At 67.9% G+C, this 23,926-nt stretch carries 22 protein-coding genes and 1 tRNA gene; 12 read left to right on the top strand and 11 right to left on the bottom strand.

Annotation, left to right across the window (positions count from 1 at the left end):
* Positions 1-59: 59 nt before the first annotated feature.
* From leuC to phbB, 10 genes are all read left to right on the top strand, one after another.
* Entirely contained in the window at positions 60-1,496 is a 1,437-nt protein-coding gene (leuC, locus tag ASE58_RS15130) for a 3-isopropylmalate dehydratase large subunit (protein ID WP_055823072.1), read from the top strand.
* A 125-nt stretch (positions 1,497-1,621) separates the two neighbouring features.
* The gene (locus ASE58_RS15125; RefSeq protein ID WP_055823584.1) at positions 1,622-2,449 is read left to right on the top strand and encodes an N-acyl homoserine lactonase family protein; all 828 of its coding nucleotides are present in this window, start codon (positions 1,622-1,624) and stop codon (positions 2,447-2,449) included.
* Complete coding sequence (leuD, locus tag ASE58_RS15120; RefSeq protein ID WP_055823068.1) at positions 2,449-3,078, top strand: 3-isopropylmalate dehydratase small subunit; 630 nt, start codon at positions 2,449-2,451, stop codon at positions 3,076-3,078. Before ASE58_RS15125 ends, leuD begins: the two co-directional genes overlap by 1 nt.
* Positions 3,041-4,036: an NADPH:quinone oxidoreductase family protein gene (locus ASE58_RS15115; RefSeq protein ID WP_200909381.1), complete on the top strand. Its 996-nt coding sequence runs from the start codon at positions 3,041-3,043 to the stop codon at positions 4,034-4,036. The genes leuD and ASE58_RS15115 overlap by 38 nt, the downstream gene beginning before the upstream one ends.
* 103 nt (positions 4,037-4,139) lie before the next feature.
* Positions 4,140-4,463 (top strand): DUF1476 domain-containing protein, encoded by a 324-nt coding sequence (locus ASE58_RS15110; protein WP_055823065.1) that lies wholly within the window; start codon positions 4,140-4,142, stop codon positions 4,461-4,463.
* Complete coding sequence (locus ASE58_RS15105; protein ID WP_055823062.1) at positions 4,463-4,699, top strand: BolA/IbaG family iron-sulfur metabolism protein; 237 nt, start codon at positions 4,463-4,465, stop codon at positions 4,697-4,699. Before ASE58_RS15110 ends, ASE58_RS15105 begins: the two co-directional genes overlap by 1 nt.
* A gap of 30 nt (positions 4,700-4,729) precedes the next feature.
* Entirely contained in the window at positions 4,730-5,050 is a 321-nt protein-coding gene (grxD, locus tag ASE58_RS15100) for a Grx4 family monothiol glutaredoxin (protein WP_055823060.1), read from the top strand.
* 251 nt (positions 5,051-5,301) lie between these two features.
* Positions 5,302-7,533, top strand: a complete 2,232-nt coding sequence (locus ASE58_RS15095) for a xanthine dehydrogenase family protein molybdopterin-binding subunit (protein ID WP_055823057.1) — start codon at positions 5,302-5,304, stop codon at positions 7,531-7,533.
* A gap of 61 nt (positions 7,534-7,594) precedes the next feature.
* Entirely contained in the window at positions 7,595-8,602 is a 1,008-nt protein-coding gene (gene hemH, locus ASE58_RS15090; RefSeq protein ID WP_055823052.1) for a ferrochelatase, read from the top strand.
* A gap of 30 nt (positions 8,603-8,632) precedes the next feature.
* Positions 8,633-9,355: an acetoacetyl-CoA reductase gene (phbB, locus tag ASE58_RS15085; RefSeq protein WP_055823049.1), complete on the top strand. Its 723-nt coding sequence runs from the start codon at positions 8,633-8,635 to the stop codon at positions 9,353-9,355.
* A 28-nt stretch (positions 9,356-9,383) separates the two neighbouring features.
* Here phbB and ASE58_RS15080 read toward each other — a convergent pair whose 3' ends face one another.
* The 5 genes from ASE58_RS15080 to ASE58_RS15060 all read right to left on the bottom strand — a co-directional run bounded on the left by ASE58_RS15080 (position 9,384) and on the right by ASE58_RS15060 (position 16,585).
* Positions 9,384-10,877: an ABC1 kinase family protein gene (locus tag ASE58_RS15080; RefSeq protein ID WP_055823046.1), complete on the bottom strand. Its 1,494-nt coding sequence runs from the start codon at positions 10,875-10,877 to the stop codon at positions 9,384-9,386.
* A 44-nt stretch (positions 10,878-10,921) separates the two neighbouring features.
* Complete coding sequence (gene purU / locus ASE58_RS15075) at positions 10,922-11,779, bottom strand: formyltetrahydrofolate deformylase (protein WP_055823577.1); 858 nt, start codon at positions 11,777-11,779, stop codon at positions 10,922-10,924.
* A 131-nt stretch (positions 11,780-11,910) separates the two neighbouring features.
* Positions 11,911-14,121, bottom strand: a complete 2,211-nt coding sequence (locus ASE58_RS15070; protein ID WP_055823042.1) for a TonB-dependent receptor — start codon at positions 14,119-14,121, stop codon at positions 11,911-11,913.
* 50 nt (positions 14,122-14,171) lie between these two features.
* Positions 14,172-15,398, bottom strand: coding sequence for a serine hydrolase domain-containing protein (locus ASE58_RS15065; RefSeq protein WP_082468095.1), 1,227 nt, complete (start codon positions 15,396-15,398; stop codon positions 14,172-14,174).
* A gap of 122 nt (positions 15,399-15,520) precedes the next feature.
* Complete coding sequence (locus tag ASE58_RS15060; protein ID WP_055823039.1) at positions 15,521-16,585, bottom strand: helix-turn-helix transcriptional regulator; 1,065 nt, start codon at positions 16,583-16,585, stop codon at positions 15,521-15,523.
* A gap of 220 nt (positions 16,586-16,805) precedes the next feature.
* On the opposite strand from ASE58_RS15060, the gene ASE58_RS15055 reads away from it, so the two are divergent.
* Positions 16,806-18,578: a DUF885 domain-containing protein gene (locus ASE58_RS15055; protein WP_055823037.1), complete on the top strand. Its 1,773-nt coding sequence runs from the start codon at positions 16,806-16,808 to the stop codon at positions 18,576-18,578.
* A 131-nt stretch (positions 18,579-18,709) separates the two neighbouring features.
* On the opposite strand, the gene ASE58_RS15050 is transcribed toward ASE58_RS15055, so the two are convergent.
* A tRNA-Ser gene (locus tag ASE58_RS15050) sits at positions 18,710-18,800 on the bottom strand.
* 91 nt (positions 18,801-18,891) lie between these two features.
* Here ASE58_RS15050 and ASE58_RS15045 point away from each other — a divergent pair.
* Positions 18,892-19,764: a peptidylprolyl isomerase gene (locus tag ASE58_RS15045; RefSeq protein WP_055823034.1), complete on the top strand. Its 873-nt coding sequence runs from the start codon at positions 18,892-18,894 to the stop codon at positions 19,762-19,764.
* 3 nt (positions 19,765-19,767) lie between these two features.
* On the opposite strand, the gene ASE58_RS15040 is transcribed toward ASE58_RS15045, so the two are convergent.
* Genes ASE58_RS15040 through ASE58_RS15020 form a run of 5 tightly spaced genes read right to left on the bottom strand, consistent with a single transcriptional unit; the run spans position 19,768 to position 23,921 of the window.
* The gene (locus ASE58_RS15040) at positions 19,768-20,382 is read right to left on the bottom strand and encodes a LysE family translocator (protein ID WP_055823031.1); all 615 of its coding nucleotides are present in this window, start codon (positions 20,380-20,382) and stop codon (positions 19,768-19,770) included.
* A gap of 11 nt (positions 20,383-20,393) precedes the next feature.
* On the bottom strand, positions 20,394-20,972 hold the full coding sequence (locus ASE58_RS15035) for an ABC-type transport auxiliary lipoprotein family protein (RefSeq protein ID WP_235513641.1): 579 nt from the start codon (positions 20,970-20,972) through the stop codon (positions 20,394-20,396).
* 23 nt (positions 20,973-20,995) lie between these two features.
* Complete coding sequence (locus ASE58_RS15030; protein WP_055823024.1) at positions 20,996-21,964, bottom strand: MlaD family protein; 969 nt, start codon at positions 21,962-21,964, stop codon at positions 20,996-20,998.
* Complete coding sequence (locus ASE58_RS15025; protein WP_200909380.1) at positions 21,964-22,815, bottom strand: ABC transporter ATP-binding protein; 852 nt, start codon at positions 22,813-22,815, stop codon at positions 21,964-21,966. The genes ASE58_RS15030 and ASE58_RS15025 overlap by 1 nt, the downstream gene beginning before the upstream one ends.
* The gene (locus tag ASE58_RS15020; protein WP_055823018.1) at positions 22,812-23,921 is read right to left on the bottom strand and encodes an ABC transporter permease; all 1,110 of its coding nucleotides are present in this window, start codon (positions 23,919-23,921) and stop codon (positions 22,812-22,814) included. Before ASE58_RS15020 ends, ASE58_RS15025 begins: the two co-directional genes overlap by 4 nt.
* Positions 23,922-23,926: the final 5 nt, after the last annotated feature.

The raw sequence follows: 23,926 nt of genomic DNA, 5'->3' as shown, positions 1-23,926 counted from the left end.
TCGGTAATAAAATGTCGCGCGGACTTTTGCTGGCGACTGTTTTCGGTTAACGCGCAGGCATGAACAGCCGTCCGCAAACCCTGTACGAAAAAATCTGGAACGACCATGTCGTCGAGCGCCGCGATGACGGCACCTGCCTGATCTATATTGACCGGCACCTCGTCCACGAAGTCACCAGCCCGCAGGCCTTTGCCGGGCTGCGCGCCAATGGCCGTACCGTCCGCCGGCCCGAGCTGACGCTGGCGGTGCCCGACCATAACCTGCCGACGACGCGGCGGGTGGATGCGGCGGGCCACCGCCTGCCGATCGCCGATCCGGCGAGTGCGCAGCAGCTGGCGGCGCTGGAGAAGAACGCGCCCGATTTCGGCATCCGCTACATCGATGCGACGGCGGCCGAACAGGGGATCGTCCATGTCGTCGGCCCGGAACAGGGCTTCACCCTGCCGGGCACGACCCTGGTCTGCGGCGACAGCCACACCAGCGCGCACGGGGCGCTGGGTGCGCTGGCGTTCGGCATCGGCACCAGCGAGGTCGAGCATGTGCTGGCCACCCAAACGCTGCTGTTGCAGCAATCGAAGACGATGGAAATCCGCGTCGACGGGACGCTCGGCTATGGCGTGTCGGCCAAGGACGTCGTGCTGGCGATCATCGGCAAGACGGGTGCCGCGGGCGGCACCGGCTATGTCGTCGAATATACCGGCGAAGTGATCCGGGCGCTGTCGGTCGAGGGGCGGCTGACGATCAGCAACATGTCGATCGAGGGCGGGGCGCGCTCCGGCCTGATCGCGCCCGACGAGACGACCTTCGCCTATCTGAAGGGCCGGCCGATGGCGCCGAAGGGCGCGGCATGGGACCGCGCCGTCGACTATTGGCGGACGCTGCCGACCGATGCGGGCGCAGTGTATGACAAGGTGGTGCAGCTGCACGCCAGCGACATCGCGCCGTCGCTGACCTGGGGCACCAGCCCCGAGGATGTCGTGCCGATCACCGGCGTCGTGCCGTCGCCCGACAGTTTTGCCGATCCGAGCAAGCGCGTCGCGGCGCAGAAGTCGCTCGACTATATGGGCCTGACGCCCGGCACGCGGATGCAGGATGTCCCGGTCAGCTACATCTTCATCGGCAGCTGCACCAACAGCCGGATCGAGGATCTGCGCGCCGCCGCGAGCGTCGTGAAGGGGCGGCATGTCGCGGACGGGATCAAGCAGGCGCTGGTCGTGCCCGGATCGGGGCTGGTCAAGCGCCAGGCCGAGGCCGAGGGGCTGGACCGCATCTTTACCGAAGCGGGCTTCGAATGGCGCGAACCCGGCTGTTCGATGTGCCTGGCGATGAACCCGGACAAGGTGCCGCCGGGCGAACGCTGCGCTTCCACCAGCAACCGCAATTTCGTAGGACGGCAGGGACCGGGCGCGCGGACGCACCTCGTCTCCCCCGCGATGGCGGCGGCGGCGGCGGTGACCGGGCGGCTGGCCGATGTACGCGAACTGGTGACGGAGTAAGGGCGGATGAAGCGGGTTCTAGTCGCGTTGATCGCGGGCGCGGTGTTGAGCGGCATGGCGGCGGCCTATGCCTCGGTGCGCCCGGCCAAGGCCACCACGCCGCAGCGGACGGACGCGCGGCAGTGATCGCACGGGTTGCGGCGGTCGCCGCGCTGGTGCTGACCATGGGGCAGGCGCCTGCCCCGAAGCTGGCCGATGTCGAATTGTGGCGGCTCGATTGCGGCGGCGTGCAGGTCAACGACCTCAACGCCTTTTCCGATACGCTCGCCTATAGCGGACAGAAGAAGCGGCTGGTCGCCAGCTGCTATCTGATCCGGCACGGTGGCGATTATCTGTTGTGGGATACCGGCCTGCCCGAGGCGGTGATCGGCAAGCCGGTGAGCAATACCGATGCGATGTCGCCGATCCTGACGACAACGATCAAGAAGCAGCTGGCGCAGATCGGGGTGAAGCCCGAACAGATCGGCCGCGTCGGCATCAGCCATTATCATTTCGACCACACCGGACAGGCGGCGGGCTTTCCGGCCGCAACGCTGCTGATCGGCAAGGCGGATGCCGACGCGCTTAACGCTGGCAAGCCCGGCACCAGCACGGAGCCATTGAAGCCGTGGTTCGGCGGCGGCGGCAAGATCGAGGCGGTCGATGCGGACAAGGACGTGTTCGGCGACGGCAGCGTCACCATGCTGAACCTGCCGGGGCATACGCCGGGGCACCATGCGCTGCTGGTTCTGCTGAAGGGCAAGGGACCGGTGCTGTTGTCGGGCGACCTCGCGCATTTCCGCGAAAACTATGACCGGAATGGCGTGCCGCCGTTCAATACCGATCGCGCGCAGACGCTCGCCTCGCTCGACCGGTTCAAGCAACTGGCGGGCAATGTGAAGGCGACCGTGATCCTGCAACACGAAGCGAACGACGTGGCCAAGCTGCCCGCGTTTCCGGCATCGGCCCGCTGATGGACCCGATCACCAAGGTCGAGGGGCGCGCCTATCCGTGGGGCGCCAAGAATATCGACACCGATATCATCATCCCTGCGCACTGGCTGAAGACCACGACCCGCGAAGGGCTGGGCAAGGGCGCGTTCGAAAGCGTGCGGGCGGAACCGGGCAATATCTTCGACGACCCGCGCTATGCCGGGGCGCCGGTGCTGATCGCGGGTGAGAATTTCGGCTGCGGTTCCAGCCGCGAACATGCCGCATGGGCGCTGACTGACATGGGCGTGCGCGCGGTGATCGCGCCGAGCTTTTCCGACATCTTCTCCGGCAACGCGATCAAGAACGGGATCGTGACGGTCGTGCTGCCGCAGGACGCGATCGACCGGCTGGTCGCGGTGGCCGAAAACGACACGATCGCGGTCGATCTGGAGACGATGACGGTCACCACGCCGTACCAGGATCGCTTCCCCTTCGACCTTGACCCGTTTCGTCGCCAGTGCCTGATGGAAGGGCTGGACGAGATCGGCATGACGCTGGCACAAGATACCGCGATTTCGAAATATGAGTCCGGCGTGGCAGCGGCCCGACCGTGGCTCCATCAGGAGAGCGGTGATGCGGGCGTTGCTGTCGAAGGAACCGGGCGGACCTGACACGCTGACCATCGGCGATTTGGCCGATCCGGTGGCGAGCCGGGGGCAGGTCGTCCTTGCCGTCAGGGCATGCGCGGTGAACTATCCCGACGTCCTGATTATCGAGGATAAGTACCAGTTTCGCCCGCAGCGGCCGTTCGCGCCGGGTGGCGAGGTGGCGGGCGTGATCGACAGCGTCGGCGAGGGTGTTGCCGGCTGGGCGGTCGGCGACCGGGTGATCGCGGTCACCGGCCATGGCGGGATGGTCGAGAAACTGGCGGTGCCGGCCGCTGCGCTCCACCGCCTGCCGGCAAACCGCAGTTTCGAAGACGGCGCGGCGCTGCTGCTGACCTATGCCACCGCGATCCATGCGCTGCTCGATCGAGGGCGGTTGGCCGAGGGGCAGACGCTGCTGGTGCTGGGCGCGGCGGGCGGCGTTGGCCTCGCCACGATCGAGCTGGGCAAGGCGTTCGGCGCGCGGGTCGTGGCGGCGGTGTCGTCGGAGGAAAAGGCGGCGGCGGCGCGCGACGCCGGGGCGGATGACGTGGTGGTCTATCCCCACGCCCCGCTCGACAAGGCCGCGTCGAAGGCGCTGGCCGATGCGTTCAAGGCGGCGGTCGGCGGGCAGGGGGCGGACGTGGTGTTCGATCCGGTCGGCGGCGACTATGCCGAACCGGCACTGCGCAGCGTCGGCTGGGAAGGGCGCTATCTGGTGGTCGGCTTTCCGGCGGGGATTCCGAAGCTGCCGCTCAACCTGACGCTGCTGAAGAGCTGCGATGTGTGCGGCGTGTTCTGGGGCGCGTTCGCGATGCGCGATCCGGCGGCGAACGGGCACCATGTCGCGACGCTGTTCCGGCTGTGGGACGAGGGCAAGATCGCGCCGCGCGTGACGGGGACGTTTCCGCTGGAGCGCGGGGGGGAGGCGATCGCGGCGCTTGCCGGCCGCCGGGTCATCGGGAAGCTGGTGGTCGTCCCCTGACGGCAGGGCGGGCGAGGCCCCGCACCTTCCCCCCACACCTGCGCCGTTGCGCGTGCCCCTGTCGCATCCTATCTCGCAACCGAGGGACGAGTAGGGGAATGCGATGACGATGTTCGACGACCGGGAGCGTGCGTTCGAAGCGAAATTCGCCCGTGATGGCGAGATGGCGTTTCGGGTGACGGCGCGGCGCAACAAGCTGCTGGGCCAATGGGCCGCCGAGCGCATGGCGCTGACCCCGGCCGAAACCGATGCCTATGCGACCTCGGTCGTACAGGCCGATTTCGAGGAAGTCGGCGACGAGGACGTGATCCGCAAGCTCCTGTCCGACCTGTCGGCCGCCGGGGTCGATTGCGACGATGCCGCCATCCGCCAAGCGATGGCCGATTGCGACGTCGAGGCGCGTCGCCAGCTGCTGGGAAGCATCTGATGCCGATGGAGGCACAGGCGATCGAGGCGCTGATCGTGGCGGCGATTCCCGATGCGGTGGTGGAAATCACCGATCTGGCCGGCGACGGCGACCATTATGCCGCGCGGGTCGTGTCGGAGAGTTTCCGTGGGCTACCGCGCATCGCGCAGCAGCGCGCGGTCTATGCCGCGCTCGGCGGGCGGATGGGCGGCGAACTGCACGCGCTGCAACTGACCACGGGCGTTCCCCAGGATTGAATTGCCCTTGCGGCACAAAAGGAAAAGACGATGACCGACGATACCCATGCCCGCATCGATGCGGTGGTGAAGAACAACGACGTGGTGCTGTTCATGAAGGGCAGCCCGCTGTTCCCGCAATGCGGCTTTTCCAGCCGCGCGGTGGCGATCCTGAACCACCTGAACGCACAGTTCGAAAGCGTCGACGTGCTGCAGGATCAGGGCATCCGCCAAGGGATCAAGGCCTATTCGGACTGGCCGACCATCCCGCAGCTCTATGTCGGCGGCGAATTCGTCGGCGGGTCGGACATCATGATGGAAATGTACGAGAGCGGCGAGCTGGCCGAACTGCTGGGCGGCAAGGCGGCGTAAGGGGTTCTAATACCCGCAACGCTGCGTCACCCCGGGTTTGACCCGGGGTCCCGCTTCTTTTCCGACCGTTGTTGGAGGAGCGGGAACTTCAGGTCGATGACGATCCGACGATTGAACCGCGCCGATCGTGGAAGAAGCAGCGGGACCCCGGGTCAAGCCCGGGGTGACGCTTGGGGCGGAGGGTTCGCGACGTAACCCGCGAAGCCCACGCCCCCTCCCCCCGCCGGGGAGGATTTGCTACGACCCCGCGCATGGCCGCACCGACCACCCCCCGTATCACCCGCCGCAACCTGCTGATCGGCGGTGGTGCCGGGGTCGGTCTGATCGTCGCCTGGGGGCTGTGGCCGCGCCGGTACGGCGTCAATCTGGCGGCGGCGGAGGGGGAGAGCATCTTTGGCCCTTATCTGAAGATCGGTGCCGACGGGCAGGTTACGGTCGCGGTGCCGCAGGCCGAACATGGCCAGGGGGTCTATACCGCCCTGCCGCAGATCGTTGCCGACGAACTGGGCGCGGACTGGCGCACGGTTGCGGTCGAGGCCGCGCCGATCAACCCGCTCTATGCCAATCCGCTGGCCGCCGGCATCCTGTTCGGCGATGCGCTCGCGCTGCTGCCGGCCGCGACGCGGGCGGCGCATGCCGAGCGTACCGCGCTGATGCTGACCGCCGGGTCGACCTCGATCCGCCGGTTCGAAGCCCCGCTGCGGGAAGCGGGAGCGGCGGCGCGGGTGTTGCTGTGCAAGGCGGCGGCGCGCGGCTGGGGCGGGGACTGGCGCAGTTGCGGGACCGCCGACGGCTTCGTGGTCATGGGTGACCGGCGCGAACGGTTCGGCGTGCTGGCGGCGGCGGCGGCGCAGGAAAGCCTGCCGGGCGGTGAACTGCCCTACCGCATCGGTGAGGAAAAGCGGCTGGTCGGCACGGCGCAGCCCCGGCTGGACGCGCCGGCCAAGGTCGATGGCAGCGCGACCTTTGCCGCCGATGTCCGGCGGCCGGGCATGGTGTTCGCGTCGATCCGGCAGGGGCCGATCGGCGACACGCGGCTGCTGAGCGTCGACAAGGCGGCGGCCGATGCGGTGCCTGGCGTGGTGAGCGTGGTTGAGACCGACCGGTGGGTCGCCGCGGCCGGCACGACATGGTGGGCGGCCAATCGCGCAGTCGATGCGATGGCGCCGCGCTTCGAAACGCACGGGCTGGTCGACGACGCATCAATCGCGACCGCGCTCGACACCGCCTTGGCAGGCGAGGGCGCGCGGGTGCACGAGGCGGGTGATATCGACGCGGCGTTCGCGGGCGGCCGGACGCAGACCGCGACATACCGTGTCGGCGCGGCGCTGCACGGTGCGATCGAGCCGACCAGTGCGACGGCCGAATGGAATGACGGCACGCTGACGCTGTGGATGCCGACGCAGGCGCCGACATTGGCCCGCGCCGCCGCCGCGCGCGCGATCGGCATTTCCGAAAAGCAGGTGGTGCTGCACCCGGCCATCGCCGGGGGATCGTTCGGCGCGAACCTCGACCACCGGGTCGCCGAACAGGCGGCGGTGCTGGCGCGCAAGCTGGAAAAGCCGGTGCAGCTCAGCTGGTCGCGCGGCGAGGATTGCCTGGCCGACCGCTACCGTGCGCCCGCCGCCGCACGGATGACGGCGCGGCTGGGGCGGGGCGGGGCGATCATGGGCTGGCGGGCGCAGATTGCCGCGCCGCGCACCGGCCGCGATCTGGCGCGGTTGCTGCTGGGCGGCGATGTTGCCGCGTCGCTGGCGATGGCATTGCCGGGCGACCGGGGCGATGCGATGGCGACCGATGGCGCGGTGCCGGCCTATGGCATCCCCAATCTGGCGGTCGATCATCACCCGGCCGAACTGGGCCTGCCCGCCGGTTGGTGGCGCTCGGGCGCGCATAGCTATACCGCGTTCTTCACCGAATGCTTCCTCGACGAGTTGGCGGGTTTTGCGGGGATGGAGGCGCATTCGTTCCGCATTGCGATGCTGGGCGGCGACGTGGCGCTGGCCCGCTGCCTGTCGACCGTCGCGACGATGGGCGGGTGGCAGGGCGGGGTGCCGGGCAGCGCGCAGGGCATCGCCTGCCACCGGATGCGCGGATCGGCGATCGCCTGCATGGCAGAGGCGCATATCGGCGACGACCAACGGGTGAAGGTCGACCGGCTGGTCGTCGCGGTCGATTGCGGGCGGGTCATCAACCCCGATCTGGTGCGGCAACAGATCGAAGGGGGCCTGTTGTTCGGCATGGCGATGGCCACCGGCGCGTCGACCGGGTTCGAGGCGAACCTGCCAAACGTGCGGGGCTTTGGGGGCCTGAACCTGCCGCGTCTGGCCGATAGTCCGGAGATCATGATCGAGATCGTCGATTCCGATGCCGATCCGGGGGGCGTCAGCGAGCTGGCGGTGCCGGTGGTGGCGCCGGCCATCGCCAATGCGCTGCATGCCGCGACCGGGCGGCGCTATCGGTCATTGCCGCTGCTGGGGTAGGCGCGACCTGCCCCAAAATACCACTTGCCCCGAAGCGGTCGCCTGCGCGTTAACCCGCCCCATGGAACGCCCGTCGAATCACCCCGTCACCCCGAAGCGCCGCGTCGGCGTATTGCTGATGAACCTCGGCACGCCCGACGATCCGTCCCCGCGATCGGTGAAGCGCTATCTGGCCGAATTCCTGTCCGACCGGCGGGTCGTCGAGCTTCCGGCGATCGCGTGGCAGCCGATATTGCGCGGCATCATCCTGAACACGCGGCCGAAGAAGTCGGCGCACGCCTATCAACAGGTGTGGAGCGAGCGCGGATCGCCGCTGGCCGCGATCACCCGCGCACAGTCGGACGCGATGCAGGGCGCGTTCGGTGACGGCGTCGTGATCGACTGGGCGATGCGGTACGGCAACCCGTCGATCGCCAGCCGGATCGAACACTTACGCGAACAAGGCTGCGACCGCATCCTGCTGGCCCCCCTCTATCCGCAATATTGCGCAGCGACGACCGCGACCGCCAACGACAAGGCATTCGCCCATCTGGCGAAACTGCGCTGGCAGCCGGCGATCCGCACCCTGCCGCCCTATTATGACGATCCGCTCTATATCGACGCGCTGGCCGCCACGCTGAAGGAGGATCTGGCGAAGCTCGATTTCGAACCCGATGCGATCGTCGCGAGCTTCCACGGCATGCCCATGCGTACGCTGCAACTCGGCGACCCCTATCACTGCCATTGCCAGAAGACCGCGCGGCTGGTGCAAGAGGCGCTTGGCCGCCCGCTGACCGTCGCCTTCCAGTCGCGCTTCGGCCCCGCCAAGTGGCTCGGCCCGGCCACCGACGACACGCTGGTCGAACTGGCGAAGGCCGGCAAGCGGCGGGTGGCGATCTTTGCGCCGGGCTTTTCGGCGGACTGTCTGGAGACGCTGGAGGAACTGGCGATCCGCGGCAAGGAAAGCTTCGAGGAAGCCGGCGGGACCAATTTCGCGTATCTTCCGTGCCTGAATGCCGAAGCCACGGGCAATAAAATGTTGCGCAACATTATCGCGCGCGAACTTGCGGGATGGATTGACCCGGCCTAGCAGGGTCGAAACGTTCGTAGGAGAGAATGCATGGCACGGGTAGCGATCGTCACCGGCGGCACGCGCGGTATCGGTGAGGCGATCAGCCTTGCGCTCAAGGACATGGGCGTCACCGTCGCCGCCAACTATGCCGGCAATGACGAAAAGGCGAAGGCGTTCACTGAGCGCACCGGCATCGCCGCGTTCAAGTTCGACGTGGGCGATTTCGAAGCGACGCAGGCCGGCGTGAAGGCGATCGAGGAAGCACTCGGCCCGGTCGATATCGTCGTCAACAATGCCGGCATCACCCGCGACGGCACGCTGTTGAAGATGACCTACGACATGTGGGACGAGGTCATCCGCACGAACCTCGGCGGGTGCTTCAACCTCGCCAAGGCGACCTTCCCCGGCATGCGCGACCGCAAATGGGGCCGCATCGTCAATATCGGGTCGATCAACGGGCAGGCCGGTCAGTATGGCCAGGTGAACTATGCCGCCGCGAAGTCGGGCATCCACGGCTTCACCAAGGCGCTGGCACAGGAAGGTGCGCGCTTCGGGGTCACGGTGAACGCGATTGCGCCGGGCTATATCGACACTGACATGGTGGCGGCGGTGCCGGCCGACGTGCTGGAAAAGATCGTGGCGAAGATCCCGGTCGGGCGGCTGGGCCAGGCGAGCGAGATCGCGCGCGGCGTCGCGTTCCTGTGTTCGGAAGAGGGCGGTTTCGTGACCGGTTCGACGCTGAGCATCAACGGCGGCCAGCACATGTATTGACCGGGCGACGCGGGGGCTGTCCTCTGCGTCACCCCAGCAGGCCGGCGGCGGCGATCAGCGTCGCCCCGGCCAGTATCGCGGCGGCGATCCAGCGCGGTCCCGCCCGGTCGGGCTGCACCGCGACCGGCACGACGGGTTCCGCCTCCAGCCGCCTGACCAGCAGCCGCAGCAGGCGCGGCGCATCGTCGCCGATCCGGCCCAGCTCCCATGCCAGCCCCTGTACGACCGGACCCCAATGGTCCGCCGACAGCCGCGCCCGCACGATGCGCAGGCTGGCGCGCCGCAGCGCCGCCGACAGGTCGAAATCGGGCTGGATCGTCGCCAGCACGCCATCAATGGTGATGAGCGCCTTGAAGATCAGCAGCAGGTCGCTGGGCATGACCAGTCCGGTTTCGCGCATCACCGTCAGCAGGTCGGTGACGATCGCGCGCAGGACGAGCTGTCCGCCATGGCGCGCGACCAGCCGGTCGGCGGCACCGCAAACGGCTTCAGGCGCGACGCCGGCTCCCGCCGACCACGCGCCAAGGATGTCGGCCAGTAGGGCGGGATCGCCGCGCTGCAACGCCTGGACGAACCCGACGAATTCCTCGCGTCGGCGCGGCGACACATGACCGATCATGCCGAGGTCGAGCAGAGCGATACGGTTGCCGGGCAGGCACAGCAGGTTGCCGGGATGCGGATCGGCATGGAAGCGGCCGTTGATAAGCACCATGTCGAGCACGACGTCCGCGCCCAGCGCGGCGATGGCGGCGGGATCGATGCCGGCGGCGCGCAGCGATGCCGGGTCGGTCGGGCGCACCCCGTCGACATAGTCCATCACCAGCAGCGCGTCGGACGTGTATTGCCAGTGGATCGTCGGCACGACGACGCGCGGATCGCCGGCGAAGTCGGCGCGCAGCCGGTCGGCGTTGCGCCCTTCGTTGGTGAAATCGCACTCGTCGAGCATCGCGGCGGCCAGTTCGCGGACCAGCGCGACCGGCTGAAACCGTCGTGTGTCGGCGCTGGCCCGTTCGGCTAGAGCTGCTCCTTGCGCGATCAGCCGCAGATCGGCCTCGATCCGGGGGCGGATACCGGGGCGGCGGATCTTCAACACGACCGCTTGCCCGTCCTGCAGCATGGCGCGGTGGACCTGCGCCATCGACGCGGCGGCAAGCGGGTTCGGGTCGAAGCTCGCGAACGCGGTTTCGGGCGGTTCACCCAATGCCGTCTCCACCGCGTCGCGCAGATCGGCGAACGGCAGCGTCGGCGCGCTGCTATGCAGCCGTTCGAATTCGGCGATCCAGTCCGGCGGCAACAGGTCGCCGCGCGTGGCGAGGATCTGGCCGAGCTTCACGAAGGTCGGCCCCAACGCCTCCAGCGCCAGCCGCGTACGGCGGGGGAGATCGGCGGGATCGCCATCTGCCCCATCGGTCCCCAGCCCGAACCGTGCCGCAAGGACGCCGATGCCGAAGCGCGTGGCGACCTGTGCGATTTCCTGCAACCGATGGCGATCCCGCCCGGCGACGATCAGCGTCTGCAACATGGGCGGGATGTAGGTCGCATCCCGCGCCGATGAAACCGCCGGGTTCAGCCGTGGAAGACGACCGTGCGCGCGCCGTTCTGAAACACTCGGTCGTTCAGGTGCAGCCGCACCGCTTCGGCCAGCACGCGGCGTTCGATGTCGCGGCCCTTGCGCACCAGATCGTCGGGCGTGTCGGCATGGCTGATCGGTTCGACGTCCTGATGGATGATCGGCCCTTCATCCAGATCGGCGGTGACATAGTGCGCGGTCGCGCCGATCATCTTCACGCCGCGGGCATGCGCCTGATGATAGGGTTTGGCGCCCTTGAATCCTGGCAGGAAGCTGTGGTGGATGTTGATACAGCGGCCCGACAGGAACGCCGCCAGATCGTCGGACAGGATCTGCATATAGCGGGCGAGCACGACCAGGTCGGCACCGGTGTCGTCGACCAGCCGCTGGACCTGCGCCTCCTGCGCGGCCTTCGTCTCGCGGGTGACGGGCAGGTGGTGGAACGGGATGCCGTCGATCAGCGCGCCGTGCAGCACGTCGCGCGGATGGTTGGACGCGATCGCCACCACCTCCATCGGCAATTCGCCCAGCCGGGTGCGATACAGCAGATCGAGGAGGCAATGGTCCCATTTGGACACCATCAGCAGCACCCGCTTTGGCGTCGCCTGATCGCGCAGCGACCATTGCATGTCGGCGGCCGTGGCGATCGGATCGAATTCGGCGCGCAGCCGCTCGATCGATCCGTCCTCGCCGGGGGTGAAGGCGACACGCATGAAGAAGCGGCTGGACAGCGCATCGTCGAACTGTTGCGCATCCACGATATTGGCCCCGCGCTCCGCGAGGAAACCGGCGACCCGCGCCACCAGTCCGGGGCGGTCGGGGCATTGCAGCCGAAGCGTGTAGATGCTGCTCACGATCAATCTGTCCCCCAACGGTCGGCGTCGGCTTTCGCCTTTCGATGCTTACGCCGGTCGGGTCCAGTGTTTTGCGGGGGCGGCGGCCCGGCTCCCCCTTTCCGCGTGGGAAGGGGGAGCGCTATCTGGCGCTAGAACGTGATCCGTGCCCGCACGCCATATTCGCGCGGCGGGCCATAGAATTCGTTCAGGTTGAACTGGCCGCTGACATAGTTCTTGTCGGTCAGGTTGGTGCCATAGGCGGTCAGCTGCCAATCGCCCATGTCGAGTGTCAGCAGCGCCGACAACAGGCCGCGCCCGGCGATGCGGTCGCTGATCGATGAATAGGCCAGATAGGTGAATTGCGGCCCGACATAGGCATAGTTCACGCGCGGGGTCAGCGTAGCGCCGCCGCCGACCTCGATCCGGTAGTCGACGCCCAGATTATAGGTCCATTCGGGCGCATAGAGATTGGGGCCGTCGCCCGACACCTGGATGAAGGGGGCATAGTCGAAACAGACCGGCGGGTTGGCGGCGGTCCCGGCCGGGCATTGCGGGCCAAGCGTGCCGGCGGGCAGGTTGCGGGTGTTGACGAAGGTTACGCTGGCAAGGTTGGAATCGACATAGGCGACATTGGCGTCGAACCCGAACCCCCGCACGCGTGCCTGTAGCTGTGCCTCGAACCCCTTGATCGTCACGTCGGAGATGTTCTGGACGCCCGAAAAGCCGGTGCTGGGTTCGACGACGTTGAACTGGAACCCCTTGTATTTATTATAGAAGGCGCTGAGCTGGGTGCGGATGCGTTCGCCGAAGAAGCTGGATTTCCAGCCGGCTTCGTAGCTCATTACCGTTTCGGGATCGAATTCGGAGGTCGTCGAATTGAACCCGCCCGGCTTGTACCCGCGCGCGACCAGCGCATAGAGCAAATTATCGGCGTCGAGCTTCCAGTTGAGCGCCGCCTTGCCGGTGAAGCGGGCATCGTCATGCGATCCCGACAGGTCGGCGACGGGCAGGCCGCCGGCAGGAAAACCCGGAACGCCGCGCCCGATGGTGACGAAACCGGTGCCGGTCGCCTTGTAGGTCGAATAGCGTCCGCCGAGCTGGAATTCGAGCGCGTCGGTGATCTGGTAATTGCCCTGCGCGAACACGCCCTTGGTCGTGCGATGGTTGATCGGCGTGATGTCGGTCGGGAAACCGCCCTCGCTTTGCAGGATGCGGACGGTGATATCGTTGCGCTGGAAATAGCCGCCGACGATCCAGTCGAACGCGCCGTCGGTCGGCGAGATGATGTTGATTTCCTGGCTATATTGCTTTTCGCCAGCGGAATAGTCCTGCGAAATCTCCCCGCCGGCGGAGAGCGGCGCGCGCGATCCGTCGATGTCGAGCAGGTTCCGGATCCGCTTGTTCTGATACCCGCTGACCGAGCGCAGGACGATGCCGTTCGCCAACTCCTGCCGCAGTTCCAGCCCGGCCTGGAAGGCGAGGTCGCGGTTTCCGGTCGGCGTGTCGAAGCTCAAGGTGCGGATATCGCCGAGCCGGAACGGGGCAAAGCGGGTGCCGGGGATCGGGCGATAGGGATAGCCGCCGGTATCGCGGTCGTTCAGGCTGACCTTCGCCGTCGCCGAAAAGCTGCCCGGCTGCCACAGCAAGGTGACGCGCCCGCCCTTTTCGTCCAGCCGGCCGGCATCGTTCGCGAACGGCCCGGTGTCGCGGTAATAGCTGTCGTGGCGGCGATAGAAGCCGGCGACGCGCACGCCCAGCGTCTGGCCGATCGGCAGGTTCAGCGCGCCTTCGGCGGCCACCGCGTCGAAATTGCCATAGCCGACCTCGGCATAGCCGCCGACGCCGCCCGCCAGATCGGGGTTGCGCGAATTGATGAAGATCGCGCCGCCGGTCGAGTTCGACCCGACCAATGTCCCCTGCGGCCCGCGCAGCACCTCTACGCTGCCCAGGTCGTAGAAGCTGTTCGCCTGCACGATCGGCGGCTGGAACAGCCCGTCGACATAGGTTGCGACGCCGGCGGTGACGTTGGGGCTGTCGCTGGCCAGGCCGATGCCGCGGATATTGACGTTCTGGATGATGCCGCCGTTCGATACCGACAATGCAGGCGTCGCGGTCTGCAGGTCGGCGAGGTTGGTGACGGCGTTCTTGGTCAGCGCGTCGGCGTCGAGCGCGGTCGCCGACAGTGGCGCGGTCTGGAGCCGTTCGGTGCGGCGCTGCGCAGTGACCACGATGTCCTGCAGCTGGTCTTCCTCGGCGGCGGTATCGGTGGTGGTGGGTGGCGGCGGTGCCTGTTGCGCCCATGCCGGCGCGGCGGTCGATGCGAGCAGCAGCGCGATCGCGGCCTTCGTGCGAATGGTCATGTCCTCTCCCCTGTTTTATGTCGTTGTCGGGTCGTGGGGGCGTCTCGCCCTCAGCGCGGCGTCCAGGCGGACGCGGCGGCGAGGAAGGCGGCGGTCTCCTCCGACGCGGCGCTGTCGTCGGCGGGCGGGAAATAGCTGAGCTTCACCACCACCGTGCGCGTCGCGGGGTCGACGAAGACATATTGCCCCTGCAACCCGATCGCCGAATAGGCGGGGGTGTTGGGCATGGTCCACCACTGCATCCCGTATCCGCCGGTCGCATCCTCGGTCGCGGCCGGGGCGCTGGCCATGGCGACCCATTCCGGGGAGACGATGCGGTGGCCGTTGGCGACGCCACCATCCAGCATCATCTGGCCAAAGCGCGCCCAGTCGCGCAGCGTCGCGTTGAAGCCCGCGCCGCTGAATTCGCGGCCCGTGCCCGGCGCACCGTCCATGATGTAGAAGCCGTCCGCCTCGGTCCCCAACGGTTCCCACAGCTTGCGCGCGGTATAGGCCGCGACACTGCCGCCCGACACGCGTTCGACCAGCCAGCCGAGCACGGCGGTATCGATCGTCTTGTACGCAAACACCTTGCCCGGCGGGTGGGCGCGTTTGATGGTGCGCGCGGCATCGGCGAAGCGTGCGACGTTCTTGACCAGCGCATTGATGTGGTTGGTCGCCGCGATCCCCGGATTGGCGAAGTCGTAGCGTTCCTCGTAATCGACACCTGACCGCATCTGCAGGATTTGCCGGATGGTCGTGCCGTCATAGCCGCCACCGCGCAGTTCGGGCAGGTAGCGGGTGATCGGATCGTCGAGCGAGGCGATCAGCTTGTCCGCCAGCAGTGCGCCGACCAGCGTCGAGGTGACCGATTTCGTCATCGACCAGCCCATGAAGCGGGTGCGTTCGTTGCTGTTGTTGCGATAGGTTTCGGAGACGATCCGCCCGTCCTTCATCACCAGCAGCGCGTTGGTATAGGTGCGTTCGAGGAAATCGTCGGCACGGACGGCCTGGCCCTTCACCTGATAGGTGAAGTCGAGCGCATGGTCGGCGCGCGGCAATTGCCAGACCGGGCCGCTGTGCGCGACGGTGCGCGTGGTGAACAGCGTCTCCATGCTGCGGAACGTCAGCGTATTGATATTGCCGTCGAGCATGTGCCAGCGCGCGATCTGCACCGCGACCGGCACGTCGGACTTCGCGCCGCTGGCGAGCGGGGGCGGCAGCACCTGCTGCGCGGTGGCGGGCATCGCGGCCAGCAGGGCGGCGGCGGACAACAGGCGAACGAACGACTTGCGCATGAACCTCTCCCCATGTCGCGCGATCCGTGTCCCGGCGTAACCGGACGGTCGCTGCGATCATGGACAGAGCGTAAGGCGGGTCGCGCGGCCGCCGCGACTCTCATTTGATATATAGCATAGCTTTATGGTGCGGTGATGCTGCGCCGCGCGGGGGAGCCGTGGACGACGCGCACCAGATCGGCCTGCCGCTGGGTTCCGGTCTTCGACAGGATGCGGTTCAGCTGGACCCGCGCGGTGCCGGTGGCGATGCCGCGTGTGGCGGCATATTCTGTGATCGACGCGCCGCCCGCCAGCGCGGAGGTCAGCCGCGCCTCCGCCGGGGACAGGTCGAACAGCGCGGCAACGTCGTCGACGTCGAACTGCATACGGCTGTCGGGCAGCGACAGCATCACCGCCAGCGCCGCGCCATCGGTCCCGGCGGGCGACGTGCCGACGGCATCGGCGGTCGGAACGATGCGCAGGTGCAGGCTGGCGCCGTCGTCTCCGATCAGCACCACCCGCCCGACGCGCGCGGCACCGCGTGCCACCGCCTGTGCCGCATCGCGCAGCCGTTCGCCGTCATGCGACCGGGCACAGCGCAGCCGTCCGGCGACCCGCGCGATCAGCGACGTGCACGCCAGCACCTCGATCGCCGCCGCGTTGCACCAGTCGACGGTCAGGTCGGCATCACACAGCAGCAACCCGGCATGGACATGGCTCGACACCGCCCCAAGCGTGTCGGCCCGGCGTTGCAGCGACCCGATCCGCGCGTTCAGCCGCACCGCCTGTTGCAGATGCGGCAGCAGCCGTGTCAGGTCGCGTTCCTCCTCGTCGGTCAGGTCGCGCATGTCGCCGGGATGGCGATGCAGGATCAGGCTGAAGGTCCGGTCGCCACCGATCGGGAAGGATGCCCATAGCCCGATGCCCAGTCCCGCCCGATCCGTCCGGCCGCGCAGGTCGTCGATCAGGTCGGGCCGCGTGCCGAAGCTGCGCTGGTCGCTCGAAATCTCGACATGCGGGACATGGCCGGGCAGCAGCTGGAAACGCGGGCTGTCAGGACGGTTGAGGCAGCTGTCGTGCCGTTCGGCGTGGCGGGTCGAATGCGAATCGCGGCTGGTCCATGCTTCCCAGCTGGACGAGGCCGATTCCTGCACGATCTGCACCACGGCGCTGCGCACCGACAGCGCGCTGCACAGCGCATCGAGCATCGGCGTCCAACGCGCCTCCGACTCTGCCGCCGCATATAGATCGAGAAGGACGTGATCGTCGTACAGCGGCCCGTTTCCTCGCTTCCTCTCCCGGTGCCGACGATAGGGCGGGCGCGGCTCGGCCGCAATCGGTTCGACGGGGAGCCGCTAGGGCCAGGACTTTGCTGCTGACAGCGGCCGCGCCACCGCATAGCCTGATGGTTCAGACAAGGGGGCGGTGATGGGCAGGCTGGTACGAATTGCGGTGTGTGCCGCGCTGATGACGGGTGCGGCGACGGTGCAGGCCGCGCCGCCGGCCCCGGTCGCGCAGGGTGCCGACTGGGTGGCGGCCAGCAACCGCAGTACCGCGCTGGTCCTGGCAGCGCAGGCGAAGTTCGATCCGGAGGACGCGTCGGCCAACGGGCTGTCGGCCTATGACGGGCTGGCCAGCGACCTGGCCCCCCGGCGCGACGAACGCCGTGGCGAGGCGCTGACGGCGGTGATCGCCGAGCTGAAGCGCCGCCGCGCCGCCGAGCGGGATGCGCGGATCGCCCAGGACCTCGACATCCTGATCCAGTCGGTGTCCGACGATCTGGAGGGGGTGCGGCTGCGGCGCAGATACTTCCTGAACTGGACCGATGCGCCGCAGGCGATGTTCAACGGGATCAAGGGGCTGCTCGACGATCAGGTCGCGCCGAACCGGCGGGCCAAGGCGGTCGAGCTGCTGCGGCGCTATGTCGGCGACTGGCCGGGCACCACGCCGCTGACCGATCTGGCGCAGCAGCGTTTCGACGAATCGCGCGCGCCCGGACTGCTGGGCCCCGACAAGGTGGCGGTGGACAATGCCATCGCCAATGCCGGCACCTATGCCGATGGCATTGCCCGGCTGTTCGCGCAGTACAAGGTGGCCGGTGCCGACAAGGCGCTGGTCCGGCTGAACACCCAGATCGCCGACTACACCGCATGGACGAAGGCGACGATCCTGCCGATCGCGCGCACCGATCCCCGGTTGCCGCCAGAGGTCTATGCGTTCCGGCTGAAGCAGTTCGGCATCGACATCGACCCCCGCACGCTGATCGCGCAGGCACAGGTGGAATTCGCCGAGACGCGCGCCGCGATGATCGCGCTGGCACCGCGCGTCGCCGAGAAGGGGCTGGCGGCGGGCAGCTATGTCGACATCATCCGCCAGCTGAAGCGCGGCAGCATCCCCGACGACCGGATCGAGGCGAGCTATGCCGCGGTCAACCGCACGATCGAAGGCGCGATCCGCCGCGAACGCATCGTCACCCTGCCGGAACGGGCGATGAAGATGCGGCTGGCGAGCGCGGCGGAATCGGCCGCGTCACCCGCGCCGCACATGGAACCGCCACCGCTGCTCAACAACAAGGGTGAATATGGCACCTTCGTTCTGCCGGTGGGGGTGCCCGGCAAGGGGCCGGAGGCGGTCTATGACGATTTCAACTTCCCCGCCGCGCAATGGACGGTCAGCGCGCACGAAGGGCGGCCGGGCCACGAGCTGCAATTCTCGGCGATGCTGGAGGGCGGGGTGTCGCAGGCGCGCATCCTCTATGCCTTCAACAGCGTGAACGTGGAGGGATGGGCGCTCTATGCCGAGGCGGAGGCGCTGCCCTATCACCCGGTCGAGGGACAGTTGATGGCGTATCAGGCGCGGTTGCTGCGCGCGGCGCGCGCGTTCCTCGACCCGATGCTCAACCTCGGCCTGATCTCCCGAGACGAGGCGCGGCGCATCCTGCTCGAACAGGTGGTGACGTCGCCCGCGATGGCGAAGCAGGAGATCGAGCGCTACACCTCGCGCGCGCCGGGGCAGGCGGGCAGCTATTTCTATGGCTATACCCGCCTGCTGCGCATCCGGATCGAGGCCGAGCTGGCGCTGGGGCCGAAATTCGACCGGCTGGCGTTCAACGATTTCCTGCTGCGGCAGGGGCTGCTCCCGCCCGACCTGCTGGAAAAGGCGGTGCTGGAGGAATTCGTGCCGCAGCAGCGCGCGCGATAGCGGCAGGATCAGATCGCGACGTTCATAACCCTCGGGATCGGGTAACCCGGGCTCACGCGGACCAATACGCGATCCGGGTAAGGTGCAAGTCAGGCTTCTTGCGGGAAAAGGATAGTTTTCCGTGGGGTAATTGGCGGAGCGGGAGGGATTCGAACCCTCGATACGGTTTTGCCGTATACTCACTTTCCAGGCGAGCGCCTTCGACCACTCGGCCACCGCTCCGCATTGCCGGAAGGTGGGTTCCCTAGGGCCCGGCGGGATTTCGTGCAAGCGGCAGTTGCGGGATGCGCGGAATGCGTGCCACGATACGCCCATGACCTTCGTCTCGCTGATCGCCGCCCTGCTTCAATCCGCCACGCCGGCCGTCGCCCCGCCGCCGCCCGGCCCGGCCGATCCGGTCGAGGCCGACTGGCGCGCCATTCCCGACGACGAACTGATGGTGATGACGCTCGATGGTGGCAAACGGGTCGTGATCCGGCTGGCCCCGCGCTATGCGCCGGTGCATGTCGCCAATCTGCGCAAGCTGGCGCTGGCGCATTGGTGGGATGGTACCTCGGTCTATCGCGTGCAGGACAATTATGTCGCGCAATGGGGCGACGTGACCGAGAAGAAGCCGCTGCCCGCTGGCGTCGTCGCCAATCCGCCGGCGGAGTATGTGACCCCACGCTACGATGCGGTAACGCGGATGACCCGGCCCGATCCCTATGCGGCGAAAAGCGGGCACAGCGCCGATGGCTGGCCGGTGGCGGGGGACGGCAAGGGCGCGTGGCTGACGCACTGCTATGCGATGGTCGGCGTCGGGCGCGACATGGCGCCCAGCACCGGCAGCGGGGCGGAACTCTATACGGTGATCGGCCATGCGCCCCGGCACCTCGACCGCAATATCGCGCTGGTCGGGCGGGTGATCGAGGGGATGGAATATCTGTCCTCGCTGCCGCGCGGCACGGGCAATATGGGCTTTTACGCGCCGGACCAGGTGCCGACGCCGATCCTGTCGGTGCGGCTGGCCAACGATCTGCCCGCCGCCGCGCGGCCGCACTATCAATATCGCGCGGCCGACAATGCGCGGTTCGCGGCGTGGCTGCGCGGGCGGGAAAATCGCGAGCCGCCGTTCTTCACGGTGCCGGCAGGCGGGGCGGACGTGTGCAACGCGATGCCGCCGGTGCGTAAGGCTCCGGCCGCCTGACGATCAGGCGCGCGAGGCGAGCAGCGCGGCGCTGAACCCCAGGAAGATTCCGCCGGTCGCGCGGTCGAACCAGCGGCGGACGCGCGGGCGGGTCAGGTGGCGGGCGATCGAACTGCCGCCCAGCGCATAGGCGGCGTACCACAGGCATTCGACCACCGCGAAGGTCGCGACGAGGATCGCGAACTGCGGCGCCTGCGGCCGGGCGGGATCGACGAACTGCGGGAGGAACGCGGTCGCAAACAGCAGCAGCTTGGGGTTGCTGATCCCGACCAGGAAGCCGCCGCGGAACAGGTGCGCGCGGGGCAGGTCGGTCGGCATCGCATCCGCCGGCGACGCCTTGGCCGTCCAGGCGCGCAAGCCTAGCCACGCCAGATACGCCGCGCCGGCATAGCGCAGCACGTCGAACAGACCCGGCACGGCGGTCAACAGCGCGGTCAGGCCGGCCGCCGATGCCGCCAGCACCCCCACCAGCGCGGTGAGGCACCCGGCCATCGCCGGCAGGCTGCCGCGCCAGCCCAGCGCCACGCTACGCGTCAGGACGTGCAGCATGTTGGGGCCGGGCGTGCCGCACAGCACGACCACGGCCGCCAGGAACAACAGCCAGCTATGCAGCGCCATCTAGGGTAGCCTTAGCCCCGCACCCAGTCGGCGACGGCGGCGGAGACGGTGTTCGCGGCCTGGTTGATGGCCGGGCCGACGCTGTTCGCGTCGATCGCGGTCACCGGTACGCGCGATTCGAAGCGACGCTTTTCGAAGGTCGTGGCGTTCACCCGCTGCAACGTCGCGTCATACACGACCACCGCTTCGTTGCGGCTGGCATCGATGCCGAACTCGCGCAGCTCGCCCGACAGCTGCGCGCCCGGATCGGTGAAGCCCTGACGCGGGCTCAGCACCACCATGTTCGCGCGCGACGTCAGCGTGTCCGACAGCAGTCGGGCGAAGAGACGCGCAGGCGGTTCGACCCACTGCGCTTCCTTCACATAGGCGATGGTCGTCGGGCTGGACTGCACCGGCACGCGGGTCACGGCCAGTTCCTGCGGCACGACCGGCACCTGTACCGTGATCGAACGCGCGGCGGCCGAATTCTGCGTCTGCCCGGCGGCGATCGGCGCGGCGGGCGTCAGCGTCAGCAGCGCAGGCGGCGGTTCCGCCCCGAAGCGGATACAGGCCGCCAGCGGCAGGAGTAGCAGAACCGACAGCTTCTTCATGGGGGCCCTCATCCTTGTCCGCATCACTTCTTCTTGGGGTCGTAGTCGGGCAGCTTCGAGCGACCGACCAGCGCGGTCGCGCCGCCCTGATCGACCTTTTCCGCGACCGAGGCGAGTGCGCCGGTCATCGCGCGCAGGTCGCCGACCAGCTGGTTCACCTGCGGGATCGTCTGCTTGCTGAACGCCTGCAGCCCCGGTTTCGCATCGCCGATCGCGTCGTTCAGCGTGTCGGCGCTCTTCTGCGCGCTGGCGATGGTGCGGTTGAGCTGCTGGATCGTCGGCTTGATGTCCTGCGACAGCACGCCGTTGGTCGTCGCGGCCAGATCGCCGATCTGCTGCGAAGCGACGCCCGCGCGCTGGATCGCGATGCGGGTTTCGGCCAGCGTCGCGGCGATTTCCGGCCCACGATCGGCCAGCGCGTCGGTCAGCCGGTTGGTGCTGTCGAGGATCGCGGCGATCGAGTTCTGGTTCCGATCGGACAGCACGTCGGCCAGCCGTTCGGTCAGCGTGGTGACGCGTTCGAGCAGCTGCGGCGCAGAGCTGAGCAGCGCGGCGACGCCGCCGGCCTTGGGCGGGATCACCGGCACGCCCATCGGGCAGACCTGTTCCGGGTTCGCTTCGGGGCAGGCGATCGGCGGAGCGCCCTTAACCGCGCCGTCCAGCGTGATCGTCGAGACACCGGTGAAGCTGCCGACCATCGTCGCGGTCGTGCCGAGCAGGACCGGAGTTTCTTCCTTCACCTTCAGCCGGACGCGGACGAACTGCGGGTCCTTCGGCCACAACGCGATATCCTCGACCTGGCCCACCGGCACGCCGGAGAAGGACACGGGCGACCCCTTGGCAAGGCCATCGACGCCTTGTTTAAAGAAGACGTCATATTCCTTTTCATGACCGCCGCCGACGCGGGCGAGCCACACGGTGAACAGCGCCAGCATGGTCAGCAGGATCAGCACCACCGCGCCGACAAGGACATGGTTCGACCGGGTTTCCATCAGCGCCTCTGGGCTTGCGGCGACACCGGATCGGTGCCGGTATCGCGGTTGTGGTCGCGCGCCTGGGCGATGCGATCCTGCGCATCGGTCGCGGTGCGGCCACGGGGTCCATTGAAATATTCCTGGATCCACGGGTGATCCAGCGCGAGCAGTTCGTCGATCGTGCCGACGGCGATAACCTTCTTGTCCGCCAGCACCGCCACCCGGTCACAGATGGCGTGCAGCGTGTCGAGGTCATGGGTGATGAGGAAGACGGTCAGCCCCAGCGTCTTTTGCAGTGAGGCGGTCAGGTCGTCGAACGCCGCCGCGCCGATCGGATCGAGGCCGGCGGTCGGTTCGTCGAGGAACAGCAGCTGCGGGTCGAGCGCGAGGGCGCGCGCCAAGCCGGCGCGCTTCTTCATGCCGCCCGACAATTCGCTCGGATATTTCGGGCCGGCATTGGCGGGCAGGCCGGTCATCACGACCTTGTACCCGGCGATTTCCTCGAGCAGCGCAGGCTTCAGCTTCGGGTAGAATTCCTTCAGCGGGACCTGCACGTTTTCGGCGACGGTCAGCGTGGAGAACAGCGCCCCGCCCTGGAACAGCACGCCCCATTTCTTGCGGATTTCGGTCGCTTCGGTTTCCTCGCGGCCGATCGTGTTCTCGCCGAAGACCTCGATCGTGCCGGCCGCCGGGGTCTGCAACCCGATGATCGAACGCATCAGCACCGACTTGCCGGTGCCCGACCCACCGACCACGCCGAGGATTTCGCCACGCCGCACGTCGAGGTCGAGATTGTCGTGGATGACCTGATCGCCGAACACGTTCTTCAGGCCGCGCACGCGGATGATGGCGTCGTTGTCGTCGCTCATATCCAGCCGATCCATGCGAAGAAGATGGCGAAGAACGCGTCGAGCACGATCACGAGGAAGATCGCCTGCACCACCGCCGCCGTCGTGCGATTGCCGACCTGTTCGGCGTCGCTTTCGACCTGCATGCCGTGGAAACAGCCGGCGATGCCGATGATCGCACCGAACACCGGCGCCTTGATGATGCCGATATAGAGGTCGGTGATCGGCACGACTTCGCGGATACGGGTGACGAAGGTGATCGGCGGAATGCCGAGCTGCGCCCAGCTGAGCAGTCCGCCGCCGATGATCGCGATGATCGAGGCGTAGAAGCCGAGCAGCAGCATCATCACGATCGCGGCGATGACGCGCGGCAACACCAGCGCCTCCATCGGCGACACGCCGATGGTGCGCATCGCGTCGATTTCCTCGGTCAGCTTCATCGTGCCGAGCTGTGCCGCGAACGCCGATCCGGAACGCCCGGCGACCATGATCGCGGTCATCAGCACGCCCAGCTCGCGGAAGGTCAGCCGCCCGATCAGGTTGATCGTGAACACCTCCGCACCGAACTGGCGCAGCTGCACCGCGCCCTGCTGCGCGATGACCATCCCGATCAGGAAGCTCATCAGCCCGATGATGCCGAGCGCGGAGACGCCGACGACCTCGAACCGCTGCACCGTCGCGTTGAAGCGGAAGCGGCGCGGATGGCGCAGGACGTTGCCGAACGCGATCACGGTCGCGCCCATGAAGCCGAGCAGGCCGAGCAACTGTCGCCCGCTGCCCGATACCGCGTCGCCGATTTCCTCCAGTACGCGCAAGGGCGGGCTGAGCGCCTTGTCCTTGCGGACGACGGGATCGTCGGCGGCGGCGACCTGATCGAACAGGTGGCGGCTGTCGTCGCTCAGCCCGTCGATCGTGACGTCGCGGTCGCGGGCGAAACGGTGGATCAGCCACGCGCCGACCGTATCGATCCGGTCGACCCGCGACAGGTCTATGCGGTTGACCGGCCCGTCGACGGCGTTCAGCCGTTCGGGCAGGTCGCCGACATGGGCCAGCGACAGGTCGCCGGTGAAGCGCAGGACGCCCCCGTCATCGGCCCGGTCGTGCGAAAAATCGGCGGAAGCGCTCATCGGCA

The sequence above is a fragment of the Sphingomonas sp. Leaf9 genome (assembly GCF_001421355.1).
Classification (GTDB): Bacteria; Pseudomonadota; Alphaproteobacteria; order Sphingomonadales; family Sphingomonadaceae; genus Sphingomonas.
This window is presented reverse-complemented; position numbering and strand designations above follow the sequence as displayed.